The sequence below is a fragment of the Methanolobus sp. WCC5 genome (assembly GCF_045690325.1).
Lineage (GTDB): Archaea > Halobacteriota > Methanosarcinia > Methanosarcinales > Methanosarcinaceae > Methanolobus.
Genome location: NZ_CP146981.1, coordinates 528,864 through 545,417 on the forward strand (window position 1 = coordinate 528,864; position 16,554 = coordinate 545,417).

The following is a 16,554-nucleotide window of genomic DNA, read 5'->3' on the forward strand; positions in this document are numbered from 1 at the left end:
TATGGTAGTAGATACTAAAAGGACAGTTTAAGAATACCTGAGTTGTGAAAAGAGGATATAAAAATGAACGACAAGGATCATTACTCCGGTGATGATGATTCGCATGACAGGATTACAAGCATTGATGAGCTGATAGAACATATTATGAAGATGTTCTCCAACAGCATTACTAAGAACGGTGGTAAACCGCTTATCAGTGGTTTTACTATAATCGGTCAGCCCGGGAAAAAGCCTGTGGTCTTTGACTTTAAGAGCCAGAAAGAGACAGAACCCCTGGAATATGAAGAAGAGAGTGAAGGGGATTTCTACCTGTTCAAACAGGAACCTTTCATAGATATCTTTGAAACTGATAACAAGGTCCTCATGCTGGCCGATCTTGGCGTTGAAGAGGAACAGGTGGAATATCACGCATATGGATCCCATGTCGAAATTACCGTTATCACTCCCGGCACCGGTTATTCCAGAGTGATAGAACTTCCCTGCAAAGTAGATCCGGACAGTATGATCACAAGCTACACTAATGGTGTGCTTGAACTTACTTTCGAACTTGCCGCTGAAACAGAATAAGCGGCATGGTTTTTTTATACAGGGATATTTCAGAAAAGCCTGAATATAGCTTTTTTACATATTCAGCTTCTGTTTTTGTTTGCTTTTAAGCTGCATTATAGAATACAATAGATCAATAGTATTCAATAGAAGATCAGAGAAGGATCCGGCAGAACTACAAGTGACCACATTCCAAAGCATGAATGACAGTCAAATACTTAAACTCCCAGTGCCAGATTAAACGTAAACCTAGGATGAGCATTATGACCGTAATAAAATCAGACCAAAGACATCTTGTGGAGAACGAATCCCAGCACAGTTACTGGCTTTTGTCCTATTCGGATTATCTGGACATGAAAAATACGCATTTCGGGGACATTAAGGTATTCAACGATGAGGTACTGAAAGCCGGAAAAGCACTCAAGATGGAATCTGTTAGTGACAAGGAGATAGTTATCATTGTGTTTGACGGAGAACTGACCCTGGAGGATACTACAGGGACAAAAGAACTGCTAAAAGCCGGGGATGTGCAGGTACTTTCTGCAGGGGAAGGGGTTTGCATTTCAGGAAGTAACCCTGGGGAAAAAGATGCACATTTTTGCAGGGTATGGATAGAACCATTAAGGAAAGGCATGGAACCCGCCTTCAGGCAAAAACACTTTGTCGTTGATGATGGTAAGAAGGGTCTTATCCCACTTGCATCTGGACAGGGGTTTTCAGATGCATTAAAGATGCGTGCCAATGGAACGGTCTACCTGTCAAGGATCAATAAAGGAGAGATCGTTGATCTTCTGACCGACCTGTCCAGGTTCGTGCTCATTTACATGCTGGAAGGGGAGCTGACCGTCTGCGGCCAGAAAATAGAACAATTTGACCAGGCTCGCCTGAACCAGAATGAAACAATTGTTGTGCAGGCCGATAGTGATGCCCTGTTCATCCTTGTAGATGCTGCAAGCAACTCCTGAAAATGTGATGATGCCGGGTATATCGCAACTGTCTGGAACAGTACTCAACGAAATGAAACTTCCTGCCTCAATAAACTCTATGTACTGGAAGGGAGTCATCGGAGGATTACACCGGTATCACCTGTCCGATCAGCAAAAAGAGGTTCTTAAGAAGTACTATCTCTCTTTAAAATGATCTGAAAGGTAATTGAAAATACTGCCAAGTTCTTCATATTTCAGGTATGCATATTTATCCAGAGGTGTTGGCATATTATTAATGATCACCAGCCTGCCCCCGGCTTTTAAAGAATAAAGTGGAAGGGTTGCTGCAGGTTGCACCACAAGGGATGAACCAATAACAATGAACAGATCAGCCTGTGAACTTGAATCCACAGCTCTTGTAAATGCATCCTGATCAAGCATTTCCCCGAAAAACACGATATCAGGTTTGATCAGACCGCCACATTCAGTACAGAATGGAACAGGAACCTTTTTTAGCATCTCACAAATATGTTCATAGGAATAATTATATTTGCACGAAAGACACCTGTGATTTTCAGGTGAGCCGTGCACCTCTATAACATTGACAGAACCTGCCCGCTGATGAAGCAGATCAATGTTCTGGGTAATGACAGCCTTGATATATCCTTTTTTTTCAAGAAGGGACAGTGTATGATGGATCAGATTGGGTACTTTTGTATCCAGATCATATATCAGTTCCTTTGCATGTGTATAAAAGTAGGATGGATCCTTGTGGAAGTATTCGATGTCAAATATCCTGTCGGGATCATATTTTGTGTATAGGCCGTTACTGCCGCGGAAATCAGGTATACCTGAAAAAGTTGAGATGCCGGCTCCGCTCAGGATTACACAATAAGAGGATCTTTCTATCAGCTCGGCCAGTCTTTGCATATCTGTATGTTAGATCCCATGCTTATATTGTTTTTCTCCCGTATCTGAAAGAATGAGAAAAAATACATATATCGTTAATGCCTTTTATGCCGGACATCATGCTTTAAATAAAAAATAACGATCATTATTATTAAATCACGATGAAAAAAATAGATATATATGCAATTATTTCCAGATTGACTGCTATTACCTGCTTTACTGTCAGGATGAAGTAGTACCTGACTTTATACATTTGAACATGTGGTATAATGGATAAGAAAATGAGACTCAAGTTATTATCTGTATTTCTTTTCTTATTTATACTCATTTTCATAATCCTGTTCCACATATATATGCTGGAAGGAGAGCAACAACTTTCGTGGCTGTTTATCCTTGTATTGCTTATCATTTCTATGCTATCCTACAACATGAAAGTGACAGGTTTGAAGAAGGATCTTGAAACCGAGATAAAAAAGAACAGGGAAAACCATGAAACCCTTGAGATAAAATACAGGATAGAGAACACATTGTCGCAAATTTCATCTCTTCTTGCATTTTCAGATGATCCGGATGATAAGATAGAAGAGTCACTTGCATTGCTTGGACAACTATGTGATGCTGACAGAGCCTATGTATTCAAATTGCGTGATCATGGAAAAATTATGGACAATACACATGAATGGTGTGCTGAAGGGGTCAGACCACAAAAACATAATTTGCAATCGATCCCAAGCTCTGAGTATGCCTGGTGGATGAAAAAGACCTATAATGACAAACTTATCCGTATCAGGGAACTGAATGAACTTCCACACGAGGCTGAAGCTGAAAAAGCATTACTTGAAAAACAGGAAATTAAGTCACTCATTGTTCTTCCCTTTAAGATAGAAGGTGAACCTGCAGGATTTATCGGGTTTGACAATGTTGAAGAAACAAGGGAATGGAGCCTGAATGATATTGAGGTGTTGAAGACTTTCTCAAACATACTTGGTATGGCCTTTAGAAAAAAAGCGATAGCAGAGGAGCTGGAACTGGAAAGAGGACAATTATTGTCTGTTTTTGACAGTATAGATGATCCCATCTGCGTATCTGACATTTGCACCCACAAAATACTTTACGTCAATAAATACCTGAACACGAAGTTCAATGAAAACGTAATCGGTAATAAATGTTACAAAATAATATATGGATTTGATGAACCATGTTGTTTTTGTACAGACGTGACGCTTGTTAATGATCACAACAAAAATGATCACAGCAAGATTCAAAAATGTGAATATCACAACCCTCTTACATGTCGTGATTATATTATCTCTGTAAGGTCAATCAAATGGACAAACGACTGTGAAGCACGTCTTGAAATTGCCCACGATATCACTGAAATAAGGGCTACAGAAAGAGCCCTCAGGGAAAAAGAGGAGAATTTCAAGAAGCTTATCGATAATTCCCCTTTGCCGATCTGCATAATGAATTCAAATGGTCATTTTGAATACTGGAATAAGAAATTCACTGAAATGTTTGGGTATACTTCAAAGGACATGCCAACGATCAAAGAATGGTGGGAACTATTCTATCCCGACAGCCAGCACAGGAAAGAGGCCTTTGATGAATGGGCACACTTTTTAGAACATAAAGATACAGGATTTAGCGAACGGAGCGTTATATGTAAAGACGGAACAGAAAAGCAGATAGCATTCTACTTCACAAGAACAAATAATAACATTGTTTTAATCCTGAATGACCTGACAGTTCTTAAGCGGACAGAAGAAGCGCTAAAAATTGATGAATCATGTCTTGAGAGCCTGTATGAACTAAGCCAGATGAACATTCTTTCCACTGAACAGATAAAATCCTTCGCACTGGAAGAAGGGATGGAACTGACAAAAAGTAACATCGGTATTCTTGCATTTTTCAATGAGCAAGAACAGAGGTTCATTGCAGACACATATCCTGCAGACCTCTTTACACGAAGCAAGATAAATGAAGAGATATTTATTTCCTTGATCCAAAGTTCGGATCTATGGCTGACTTTACGGGAAGGTAGAAAACCTGTGTTCTTCGATGAGTCACAAAATACAGATCAATCACCCGGGTTTGCATTATTCAGAAAGCTCTCCATTGATTCTTACCTTGCTGTGCCGATCCTGAGCGAAAATAAGACAGCGGGATTTGTGATTGTTGCGAATAAGGATAGTGAATACAGCTTTTCTGATGCCAGACAACTTAGTCTCATTATACAGATGATGGGAAGAATAATATTGCTCAAACGCTGGGAAGATGAGCTCAGGGAGTATAACCGAAAACTAATGGATATAAATGAAGAACTTTCCAGGGCAAACGAAGAACTGCATTCCCTTGATGAGCTGAAGAACAATTTCCTCTCAACCATAAGCCATGAACTGAAAACACCACTCATTTCAATTATGGGATTCAGTGAGCTGGTAGGGGACGAAATATTGGGCCCTCTCAGCAAGGAACAGAAAAGAGCAATGGACGTAGTCAATTGTAATGCGGGACAATTGAAACGCCTTATTGACTCACTGTTGTTCATGAGCTCTCTGGAAGCAAAGAAATACAGATACGATATTGTCAGTCTTAAAGTAAAACCTGTCATAGACAAGGCACTGTCGCTAGTTGAGATGGAAAACACAGATAAAAAACTGATCGTCAGCAGCATTCTGTCCGATGACCTGAACTTTGTAAACGGTGACCCGAACTATCTTACTGAGATGTTTATCCACCTTATTGATAATGCGTTCAAATTCACACCATCAGGAGGAAGGATCTGTATTTGCGGTTATAATGAAGAAGATATGATCCATATCATTGTAGAAGATACGGGGATAGGAATCCCGGAGCCAAAGATAATGAAGACATTTGATAGTTTTCACCAGCTTGACGGTTCCCTGTCACGCAAATACGGAGGGGCAGGTATTGGTCTGAATATCTGTAAAAGGATAGCTGAAGATCATGGAGGAAAACTCTGGATAGAGAGTGAGGAAGGAGTGGGAACAAAAGTTCACATAACACTTCCCGCACTCCAGAAACAGGCAGATCCTAGTCTTTCAGTATCATCATAGGGTTCCCTATGCCAACGACTATCACACGCGTCTCCAGAGGAGGATGGGACCAGTTGTCAGGTGATATGGTCTTCCTGGACACAGTAACCCTTGTATCCTCTTTCAGTATACCGCAGCGCATCTCATAATCCAGGACAAGCTCGGTTCCAAGCCTTGTTGCAAATTCAACTGCATCACCATACCCTTTGAACCGTTCTCTTCCAAGGGGTGAGAACACCAGGAAATCCTCATCAGGGCTCTCGATGGAAGCCGGCATTATCGATATCTCTATTCTCTTTACTCCTTTGCCTGCAAGGGCTCCCACGGCATTTCCCACATCTGCGAACTCCGGTACCAGCACATCTGCCTCGATAAGGGACCTGAGCTCACTGTCATATGCACTGGCCGGTCCTCCCAGCAATACAACCGGCAGCTCTACTTTAAACCTGGCCGGATACTGGTGGCTTAAAAGGTCTGATATCATCTCTTCGGGGTGATGGGGGAGGATATATGACATCAGGTCTGCGGCCATGTTCTTTGCTACAAGCTCCTTCACATGAGTGCAGAAATCATATTTTCCTTTACCTGTATATCTTGCAAGGTTCATTGCTCCTATCTCAGCTGCATTCACATCCCATTTTGTGTAAATGCCCAGCACGTGCAGCGCATCCGTTGGCGTAAAACCAATACCCTGTATAAGTCTCTTCTTCTGCAGGGAGTCCAGTACCTTTGTTGATGCGTTCCTGTTCAGTGCAGCAGATATTCCTGCAGATGATACCGGTTCCTTTCCTATGCAGGAGAGTACGCTGCTTTCCGTATCATCTATAACTGATGATTCATAAGCTGTCCTGACAAAGAACTTTGTTGGCTGCATGTTCTCATCCATAAGACCCCTGGAAACCACCCTGCTTCTTTTCAGTGTGTTAATGAGATCAGGATACATCTTCGCTGCAACGCAGAGGGGGATTACCCGTCTGGGCCCGATCCTCACACGATCCTCGCTGATCCAGATGTGGCTGTCCCCACCTGTTGCAGAGGTTTCCATCTTCATGGCCCTGACACGTGTCTTCCAGCCTCCTACCACTGCACCGGAAGAGCTTATTTCCGGGACACCACTGCTAAGCATGGAAACATCAGTGCTGGTACCGCCGATATCTATCACAGCACAGGTGTCCATCTTTGCCAGGTAGGATGCACCAAGGAGGCTGGCAGCCGGGCCGGAAAAAATTGTTTCGATGGGGCGCTCCAGAGCATCTTTTATGTTGTAGACAGAGCCATCACATTTGAGCATCAAAAGGCGTGCATCGATCCCCCTGGATCCTATATCATTCACAACAGAATTCACAAATTGGTATGTAATGGGTATCAGCTGTGCATTAAGGACCGCAGTTACGGCCCTTTCATACGCACCCAGTTCCTGGGACAGTTCATGTCCGCATACTACCGGCATTGCGGTCATTTCCTTTATGAGGTCCTTTACCTTCAATTCATGCTCAGGGTTTCGGACTCCGAAATATGCCGAAACAGCATATGCTGATACCTTGTTCTTTGTCCTGGTAATAAAGTCCTCAACAGAACTAAGGTCAAGTTCACAGGCCTCATCACCCCGGGTGTCATGACCACCTGCAACACACAAAGTGTACTGTGATGGAAACTCTGTCTGTGCAGGTTGTTCTCCAACGATTATAAGAGCCACATCCGTTCCTGTACCCTCAAGCAGTGAATTGGTTGAAAGTGTAGTTGATACGGACACAAGATTCACATTTTTCAGAAGTTCCTGATCAAGGGAATCAAGTACATTCTTTATACCTTCCTGCAGGTCAGGATATGTCGTGAACGTCTTTTTTGAATCCACAACCATACCATCTGATCCCCTTATGAGTACTGCATCCGTATAGGTACCACCTGCATCAATACCAAGACCATAGTGCATTGTACATCACCACGCGTTTTAAAATTAATTGAATTACTTTTTTTCTACAATGCTTACAGTATATTTAAACGTAGCGGTTTCAATTTATTTTGAAATGCTGTATACTCTTTTAAAGGTGAATAGTGGCGTTACTCATCTTGTCGTGTTTCTTTGAATTTCCCGGGCACAATATTTCCAATTCCATTTAATTCCCAAAAGATGCTCATAACCTCACAGACACACAAAGCCAGTGTAAAACCACCAGAATCAAACCACAGAATCAAACCACAGAATCAAACCACCAGAATCGAACAGGTCTTATTCACTGTCATCAGAATATAAACCATCTTGTAAATCAGCATCATGAATTAAATGAAACAAACCTAAATGAAACACAGTGCTATTTGAAATTTTAATGGCGTTAAAATTTAACAATGTATAATTTAATTCAAGCAATTAACTATATACGTCAGGACTCTCATGTAGAGGTGGGAAGTAAATTCCCGCTCTTAAATACTCTGGAGATTGAAACGGGGGTTTTAAATTAAGGGTATTAAGAGCAGAGGTAGATAAGGGACCCAAAACCAGGGAGTGGACTCACTATAAGGCTTGTGGAGAGCCGAAAATAGAAGGGTGGTGCTATTCAGGTAGTGTTCACCATCTTTCTATTTCAATTAACCGATTTGGTAAAAACGATTCTTACAGGGGAAATAAAAATGGAAAAAACGGGGTTACTAACAAAATGTCCTGCATGTACTGGCAGATTACATACCGATAATTCAAAGGGCATACAGTTTTGCGATGCATGCGGATACTGGACAGAGAAGAACACCGCAAGATTAGATTTTTTAATGTTGCAGGATTAAGTGAAAATGGGATTGGGGTCCAAAATTTTCCGCATACATTGCAGTAACACGTGAAAAGAACAAAAAGCTGGCAGGTATTACATCTTTTACTATTGCCCGCAATGTGCTAGTATGAGCATTATGAAAAAACGGAGAGCAAAGGAAGGTTGAGATATTAGTTGTTGTCATCTGCCCAGGCATTTGTAATAAAATATTCCTAAACAATGTTTCATACCTCTTTATATCTATGTCGAAGCAAAGTTACTAATGTTAATTCTTGAGTTGGGCTGGGGCGGGTTATTGAGTAAAGGCGCTGAACACATAAGTTCAGCGCCACATCCCCTCTTTCTTTGTCTTATGCTTAGCCCTTACTGAACATCCTGTTCTGTTCTTTCCATCCTGTTCTGTTCTTTTCATAATGTTATGTTCTTTCAAGATCGATTTTGTTCTGATACATGCCCGGGATAGTCCCATTTAGTGCTCACTGTATGATTAAATTAAATCGAATGACTTTAATACGGTGTGTTCCTTCCTTAGTTATCCGATATTCATTTACATCTTACCCATAGTCAAAATACTACTGTAAGAATACATTTTTAACTGAAAATACCCTAAGCATTAGACACGATCTTGATAAAAGCAATAAGAGGAATCGCAATGTCAGAAAAGAACATATTGGGCAGCAAAATACGCCAGATACGTGAGACACAGAAAATGTCTGTTGAAGAACTGGCGGGAAACAGCAATACCAGTACCGAGCTTGTAAAACAGCTTGAGAACGGGGCACTTGTTCCTTCATTAACACCACTCATGCAGATAGCCAGAACGCTGGGTGTTCGCCTGGGCACTTTTCTGGATGATGCTCCTCACACAGGTCCTGTGGTTGTCAGGGAGGGCAGCTCAAAGAACATGGTGAGATTCTCAGGCAACTGTGACACATGCGAAAAAAGCACACTGGACTTTTCATCACTTGCGGCTGACAAGGCTGACAGGCACATGGAACCATTCCTTATTGACGTTCACCCTCCAGGCCCCGGAGAGAAAAAACAATCTTCCCACGAAGGTGAGGAATTCATTTACGTTCTCAGCGGCCAGATAGTGATACTTTATGGAAAAGACAGCTTCACACTTGCAGCAGGAGACAGTATCTATTATGATTCCGTTATCCCTCATCATGTCCATGCAGCAGGAACAGAGGATGCAAAGATACTGGCAGTCGTATATGCGCCTTATTAATGATCGACATGTTCAAAACAACTGTTACTCCCAGATTCGGGGATATCGACGGGCTTAAGCATGCCAACAACATCGCCATTGCAATATGGTTCGAGCAGGCACGCAATCCCGTGTTCAGGCTGTTCACCCCGGACCTTGACCTGAGCTTTGAGAAATGGAAGCTCATTATGGCAAGGACAGAATATGATTATGTCGGCGAGATGTTCTACGGTACGGATGTGGATATAATCACCTATATATCAAGGATCGGAAATTCCTCGTTCACGGTTACCCAGGAAGCCTGGCAGAAAGGAAAGATCGGGGCTATTGGCAGGTCCACCATTGTTCATTATGACTTTATCAATAAAAGATCTGTGCCGATACCCGATGACATAAGAAAGGAACTTGAAAAACACTTTCAGCAAGAGAATAACAGTTGTAAATGATACTAAGGAGATATAAACATGCCTTTTACAGATGATACAATTGGTGATTTTTTCGAGAAACAGGTAATGAAAGACCCTGAAAAGGAGTTTGTGGTCTATCCTGACAGGGACTTCAGGCTGACCTACAGGGAATTTGATGAGCGTGTCAACATGCTGGCCAAAGGCCTGCTGGAGATAGGAATCGGAAAAGGGGACCATGTAGGAATATGGGCAACGAACGTACCTGACTGGCTTACCTTCATGTTTGCGACATCAAAGATCGGCGCAGTTCTGGTAACCGTCAATACGGCCTACAAGATACATGAGGTCGAGTATGTGATGAAGCAGGCCGACCTTAAGGCAATTGCAATTATCGATGGTTTCAGGGATGTCAGTTACATAGAGACGATCTATGAGCTTGTTCCCGAACTTAAGACACAGGGCCGCGGAAACCTCAGGAGCGGGAATTTCCCGCATCTTAAGAACGTGATCTTCATCGGCCAGGAAAAACACAGAGGTATGTACAATACCCGCGAACTCTTCCTGCTGGGACAGCAAAGCAGTGACGAAGAGATCCATAAGATAATGAAAAGCCTTGATGCTCACGATGTCATCAACATGCAGTACACATCAGGAACAACCGGTTTTCCCAAAGGTGTCATGCTGACTCACTATAATATCCTGAACAACGGATACTACATAGGAGAGAGACAGAAATTCACCGGAGAAGACAGATTGTGCCTCCCGGTTCCTCTATTCCACTGTTTTGGAATTGTGCTTGGGGTACTTGCAACCCTTACACACGGTGGCACGCTTGTGATGCTGGAGCTTTTCGATCCCTTAATGGTGCTGGCCGCTGTGCAGAAGGAAAAATGTACAGCCCTTTACGGTGTACCCACCATGTTCATAGCAGAGTTCAGCCACCCTATGTTCAGGATGTTCGACCTTTCCTCACTGAGAACCGGTATCATGGCAGGCTCACCATGTCCTATCGAAGCCATGAAGCGCGTTATCAACGAAATGAACTGCAAAGACATTACCATAGCTTACGGACTCACCGAAGCGTCACCTGTCTTTACCCAGACAAGTACCGATGATGCTATCCAACGCCGTGTCAGTACCGTAGGAACTGCCATGCCGGAAATAGAAGTGAAGATAATCGATCCCGAAACCGGGGAAACTGTAGGTCCCAACGTACAGGGTGAGATATGCTGCCGTGGTTACAACGTCATGAAAGGGTATTACAGGATGCCGGAAATGACATCAAAGGCAATTGATAAGGATGGATGGCTGCACAGTGGTGATCTTGCAACGGTTGATGAGGACGGATATTACCGGATAACCGGCCGTATAAAGGACATGATCATACGTGGTGGCGAGAATATCTATCCTAGGGAGATAGAGGAATTCCTGTTCACAATGCCTGGCATTAAGAGCGCACAGGTTGTGGGCATCCCTGATGAGAAATACGGTGAGATCGTGGCAGCCTTTGTCATCCCTGGTGACGGTGTGAACCTTACCGAAGAAGATGTAAGGGATTTCAGCCTCTCCAGGATCGCACGTTACAAGGTTCCAAAACATGTTTTCTTTGTTGAGGAATATCCTCTCACTGCAAGTGGAAAAGTACAGAAGTTCAAGTTAAGGGACCTGGCAGTTGAGCTTCTGGAAAAGAGAAAAGAAGAAAATAACATGATGATGTGATCTCTCACATCATCTCTTTTTCTGCCGGAATGAGACTGCAAGCAGGCAGGCAACTGCAACAAGACCTGTGAATCCGGGTATTCCCTTGCTTTGACTTTCTGCCGGTATTTCAGGAACAGTGCTGTATTCCAGATAGTCTTCATAGACTACCAGTGAAATACCCAGGAATGCGGTGTCATCAGCATAATAGTCCTGCAGTTGCACAAGGAGGCTCTGCACATCGGTATCGGTGAGAAAATCCTCATTTACTGCTATGCCGATAAGCGCCTTTGCACCCGAGGCACGGATCTCACCCATCCGGGACGCCACAGAATCTATAATAACGCCCCTGGTTTTGGGATAGGTGTTGCCATGAGTATATGTCTGAAGGATTATTAGGTCTGAATTCTCAGAAACAATAGATACATCGGACAGAGAATATGAAGCTGGAATGTCAAAAGCTACAGGAAGTTCATTCCCTGTCATCTCCCGTACATCATCCAGAAGGAGAAGGTTCAGGTCACAGGCTTCTGTGATGTCCTCACTGCAGGGGTCAAGGGCAATGTCCACACCATCAAAGGGAGAAAGTGACTTGCTGTTATAATCAAGGACCTTTGCAAGAACATTCCTGACATATTCGGCGTTCTCCTCATCGGAATGACTTTTCGGATCGTTGAAGATCATTGCATACACCTGCATGTCATTGTCACGGGCTGTTTTGACAAACCTTTCCATGCTCCAGATATTATCACCATCTGTAAGCAGCATGAGGGTATTGACCCCGCTATCTTTAAACCCGGATATGTCGGCTTCCTCATAATCTGCGATGTCGAATATACGAATGGCAGTCATCAGGCCACTTGCAGGAGTTATGTTTATCCTGGCAGGTTCTGATACTTCGTTCTGATCCTGATCAGCAGCTATAGCTGTTGCAAGCATTACAGTCGGTTCTTTTGACAGGAATTTACGTACATATGCATAATCAAAGGCTGCATATCCGGTATTGTCAGAGACATCGGAATAGGTGTTTGCCGAAAGATACACTTTCATGTCTGTGAGAGGTATGTGATCATTCTCCTCTGTTGCCTCAAGGTCCATTCTGCTGTCTCTCTCACCATTTTTGTACCAGGCTATCTTTCCAAGCTCATCTTCCATATACCACGCAACACCAAGGGTGTACCAATTACCTTCTGCCACATTGACATTTGTAAGGTCCTTTGGGAAATAGCGTACAGAACTTTTGGAATTCACAAGGACCCAGGTAACCTTTGATTCATTCTCAAGCTCGGTCACTGTCAATACCTGATCCCTGGTCTCCTTCTGGGGATTCACAAAACCCTGGGTCAGGACAGGACCGCGGCTGTCAGTGCCGGTGGTTACTTTCTGTCTTCTTGTGACAAACATGGAATTGACCGGAAAAACTTCCTTGGATTTGATTACCACAACATCTTCCGGATGGAATTTGGGAACGATGAGATCGCATATACCTGCAGCAACCTTTATCTCACCGCCACCGTTTGTAAATGATTCCCATTTACCAAATAAGCCGGATCCACTGAAATCATCGTAGAAATCAAAGGTAGAAGAACCACTGCTAACGTCAGTTGCATCCGGATTTCCATAGTGCATCGTTATTTTGACAGTGCTTTGCGGTGCAATTGTGGGGATCTTTACCCAAACGGTTGCCTTTTTTCCTTTTGCATCCCATTCCTCTATCCAGTGCTGAAGCTGCCGCTCACCGGATGTGAAGCGTATGTCATGGCCTTTATCCATAGCAAGGGAAAAGTCGAAGTTCGAACTGTTAAGGACAACAGGTATCTGGTAATTCACCAGACTGCTGCCTGAATTTTCCCTTATATATATCTCTTCGGAATAGTTCCACTCCCCGCCACCGGAATATGTCAATGCAGCACCTGTTTGCATAAAAAAGGCACAAACAAGCAGCAATAACAACGTAACCCGGATGAATTTTTTAAATACCAATCCTCACACCTGCCTTTAGTTACCTTAAGTAGTAATATTTGATATCTTATCTCATACTATAAACAATACTTACTATAAATATTATGCACTAAATCTTCTTATATCTATCAGAAGTGAAATTTTAGTACCTGGATGCAATAAAATGGGAAAAATGATGAAAAAATAAATATCAAAATCTGCAGACTATGAGTGCCTGTCAATGAAATATCCAATCAGCTGGCCTGATATGCTTGTTTTTCCCGGAACAAAGGGAATATCATCCCTGCCAAACCAGGCTGCATCCTCGATCTCAACACCATCAACCTCTATCTCACCTTCTGCAAATTCTGCGGTGAACCCTATCATGAGAGAATCCGGATACGGCCATGGCTGGCTTCCAAAATACCTGAGGTTCTTTATTGATATCCCCACTTCCTCCCGGACCTCCCTTACAACTGCCTGTTCAATGGATTCACCGGGCTCCACAAAACCTGCTATGATACTGTACATGCCGGGCCGGAACTCAGGAGAGCGTGCAAGGAGTACCTTGTCTTCCTTTTCTATGAGCACGATTATTGCAGGTGATATCCTGGGAAATGAAACAAAACCACAATCCGAACACTGCTTTGCTCTTTCATCCTCTTTAAATGAGGTAGCTGAACCACATCTACCACAGAACAAAGTATTCCTGTCCCACTCCATGATATGCACTGCCTTAGCTGCCAGCATGGCAAGTGGCTCTTCAATCAGACCGCCAAGTTCCCTGAGGCCCACAAACCTGAAGCCAGCAGGCGGCACTTCAAAACTGCAGTCGGTATTCCGGGTGTCCAGTTCCATGGAATAACAGGAAATGTCATTAAGTTCACCTAAATACTGAGTACGGAGGACATCGAACTTTAAATTCTCAATTTCTTCAAAGGAAGGCAGCCTGAGATCACAATTCTCATTAAACAATAATAGCTCGCGATCCTTAAATGCGAAACAATAGCTTCTTTTATTATCTTTTTTTTGCGGAGCAATGACAAGCGGCATAAAAATTAATTCTTCGTTTTTGTTTCTTTTATTCATTCACTGAAGGTATTGTAAGGACTTATTAATCAATATTACCTACACATTTTATGCGTATTTATCTAAAATATAAAGCATCAACTCTATTCATCTAACTAAATAGTCTATTAAGCATGGGTAATAAGTCTTTTTTAATTTTGCTAGTAATACGAGTAGATACAAAAGTAATATATAGTAAATTAATATTCTACTGTACTAACACGATATGCTTAACTTATAGTTAATACATATCTTTTTGTAACTTTAATATTACAACTATTCATATCATAGAAAAAGATCGTATTCAAAAAATGATGATGAATGAATAAGAGGGTTTCAGATGAAAAGGTCATTAGGTATTTTATTGGTCGGAATACTGTTGATAGGATTAGTTGCAGTTTCCGGATGTGCTGACAGCTCCGAAGAAAAAAACACAAACTCAAACAGCAATACAGCATCAGATGAACTGGTAGCAGCTGTAGGAACCCATGGCGGAGAGCCAGAAGATGGTTTTAATCCAATTACTGGCTGGGGTCACAACCACGAACCTCTGGTTCAGAGTACCCTTTTTAAAAGGGATAGCAATACAGATGTTATAAATGATCTGGCTACTGATCACACGATCAGTGAAGACGGGTTGACATGGACTGTGAATATAAGGAACGGAGTTAAGTTCCACGATGGTGTGCCGTTAACAGCTAAAGATGTAGCTTTCACATTCAACAAAGCAGCAAGATCTGCTGGCTTAATAGACCTGAGCATGATGGAAAAAGCTACAGCCATTGATGATGATACAATTGAATTCAAACTACATGAAACACAATCCACATTCATTAACAAGCTTATTGGAGTTGGGGTCGTTCCTGAACATGCCTACACTGAAAGCTATGGTCAAAACCCGATAGGTTCCGGCCCATACGTATTCAAACAATGGGATAAGGGTCAGCAGGTAATATTTGAAGCAAACCCCGATTATTATGGCCAGGAACCCTATTTCAAGAAACTGACTATTGTTTACATGGAGGGAGATGCTGCTTTTGCCGCTGCGAAGTCAGGACAGATAGACATAGCTGAAATTCCAGCAACATATGCAGGTCAAAATGTAAAAGATATGAAAATATTATCCATTCCTTCCATTGATGCTTGTGGTATCACCTTACCGGTTGAACCGGATACCGGTGAAAAGACCGGGGATGGCTATCCGGTCGGGAACGATGTGACATCTGAAATAGCAATAAGAAAAGCTTTGAATATCGGTATTGACAGGCAGTCTCTGGTCGATGGGGCCTTAAATGGCCAGGGAGAAGCGGAATTTACAGGCGTTGATAAGCTGCCCTGGGTAAACGAGGAAGCTCTCTTTAGAGATAACAGACTTGATGAAGCAAAGAGCATCTTAAATGAAGCCGGCTGGGTAGACACTGACGGTGATGGCATAGTTGAGAAGAACGGTGTGAAAGCTGAATTTACTTTGCTGTATGCTGCCAATGCACAGGACAGGCAGGCATTGGCTGTTGCAGTATCCGAACAGGCAAAAAGAATGGGTATAAGCATAAAAATAGAGGGAGCCAGCTGGGATAAGATCCAGAACTTAGCTATGTCAACTCCTGTTGTTTTTAAATATGGTTCCATAGATCCTACTGATGTATACCTAAGGTACCATAGCGAGAGCCATGATCCTTCAAACTGGAATAACATGATAAGATACAGCAACCCTATAGTGGATGGTTACCTGAAAAAAGCAATAACCAGCCCCAATGAGGACACTTCTATTGAATACTGGCAGCTGGCTGCATGGAACGGAGAAACCGGATATTCCCAAAAAGGCGATTCTCCATGGCTTTGGATGGCAACCATAAATCATCTGTACATAATGGATGAGGACCTGGACATCGCAACTCCCTTAATACAACCCCATGGTGGCAATATCTTCGGGAACATCCTGGAGTGGAAGCGTACAGAAAACTAATGCATTTCTCATAAAGCTGGGGATTTCTATCCTCAGCCTGTTTTTTTACCTGAATTGCACTATGT

Annotated in this window: 11 protein-coding genes; 7 read left to right on the forward strand and 4 right to left on the reverse strand. The window is 42.6% G+C overall.

The features are described 5' to 3' along the window. Nucleotides 1–63: 63 nt before the first annotated feature. Together V7O64_RS02530 and V7O64_RS02535 are read left to right on the forward strand one after the other, a co-directional pair. Nucleotides 64–567, forward strand: a complete 504-nt coding sequence (locus tag V7O64_RS02530) for an Hsp20/alpha crystallin family protein (RefSeq protein ID WP_407356465.1) — start codon at nucleotides 64–66, stop codon at nucleotides 565–567. 242 nt (nucleotides 568–809) lie between these two features. After that, on the forward strand, nucleotides 810–1,511 hold the full coding sequence (locus V7O64_RS02535) for a pirin family protein (RefSeq protein WP_407356466.1): 702 nt from the start codon (nucleotides 810–812) through the stop codon (nucleotides 1,509–1,511). 156 nt (nucleotides 1,512–1,667) lie between these two features. Here the strand turns inward: V7O64_RS02535 and V7O64_RS02540 are convergent, their stop codons facing one another. Then, nucleotides 1,668–2,402, reverse strand: coding sequence for an SIR2 family NAD-dependent protein deacylase (locus V7O64_RS02540; RefSeq protein ID WP_407356467.1), 735 nt, complete (start codon nucleotides 2,400–2,402; stop codon nucleotides 1,668–1,670). A 392-nt stretch (nucleotides 2,403–2,794) separates the two neighbouring features. Here V7O64_RS02540 and V7O64_RS02545 point away from each other — a divergent pair, with 392 nt between their 5' ends. After that, nucleotides 2,795–5,458 carry an ATP-binding protein gene (locus V7O64_RS02545; protein WP_407356468.1) on the forward strand — a complete coding sequence of 888 codons (2,664 nt, stop codon included), beginning with the start codon at nucleotides 2,795–2,797 and terminating at the stop codon, nucleotides 5,456–5,458. Here the strand turns inward: V7O64_RS02545 and V7O64_RS02550 are convergent. Then, nucleotides 5,436–7,370 (reverse strand): hydantoinase/oxoprolinase family protein, encoded by a 1,935-nt coding sequence (locus V7O64_RS02550; RefSeq protein ID WP_407356469.1) that lies wholly within the window; start codon nucleotides 7,368–7,370, stop codon nucleotides 5,436–5,438. The genes V7O64_RS02545 and V7O64_RS02550 overlap by 23 nt on opposite strands. 1,481 nt (nucleotides 7,371–8,851) lie before the next feature. On the opposite strand from V7O64_RS02550, the gene V7O64_RS02555 reads away from it, so the two are divergent. The 3 genes from V7O64_RS02555 to V7O64_RS02565 are packed head-to-tail and all read left to right on the forward strand — an operon-like array spanning nucleotide 8,852 to nucleotide 11,535. After that, complete coding sequence (locus V7O64_RS02555; RefSeq protein ID WP_407356470.1) at nucleotides 8,852–9,430, forward strand: helix-turn-helix domain-containing protein; 579 nt, start codon at nucleotides 8,852–8,854, stop codon at nucleotides 9,428–9,430. A gap of 8 nt (nucleotides 9,431–9,438) precedes the next feature. After that, a complete protein-coding gene (locus V7O64_RS02560; RefSeq protein WP_407356471.1) occupies nucleotides 9,439–9,855 on the forward strand; it encodes an acyl-CoA thioesterase in 417 nt (138 codons plus the stop codon). 18 nt (nucleotides 9,856–9,873) lie between these two features. Further along, nucleotides 9,874–11,535, forward strand: coding sequence for an AMP-binding protein (locus V7O64_RS02565; RefSeq protein ID WP_407356472.1), 1,662 nt, complete (start codon nucleotides 9,874–9,876; stop codon nucleotides 11,533–11,535). A gap of 9 nt (nucleotides 11,536–11,544) precedes the next feature. Here the strand turns inward: V7O64_RS02565 and V7O64_RS02570 are convergent, their stop codons facing one another. Then, a complete protein-coding gene (locus V7O64_RS02570; protein WP_407356473.1) occupies nucleotides 11,545–13,437 on the reverse strand; it encodes a DUF2341 domain-containing protein in 1,893 nt (630 codons plus the stop codon). 243 nt (nucleotides 13,438–13,680) lie between these two features. Further along, complete coding sequence (gene nudC, locus V7O64_RS02575) at nucleotides 13,681–14,544, reverse strand: NAD(+) diphosphatase (protein ID WP_407356474.1); 864 nt, start codon at nucleotides 14,542–14,544, stop codon at nucleotides 13,681–13,683. Between the two features lie 319 nt (nucleotides 14,545–14,863). Between nudC and V7O64_RS02580 the strand changes: the two genes are divergently transcribed. After that, nucleotides 14,864–16,489: an ABC transporter substrate-binding protein gene (locus V7O64_RS02580; RefSeq protein ID WP_407356475.1), complete on the forward strand. Its 1,626-nt coding sequence runs from the start codon at nucleotides 14,864–14,866 to the stop codon at nucleotides 16,487–16,489. Nucleotides 16,490–16,554: the final 65 nt, after the last annotated feature.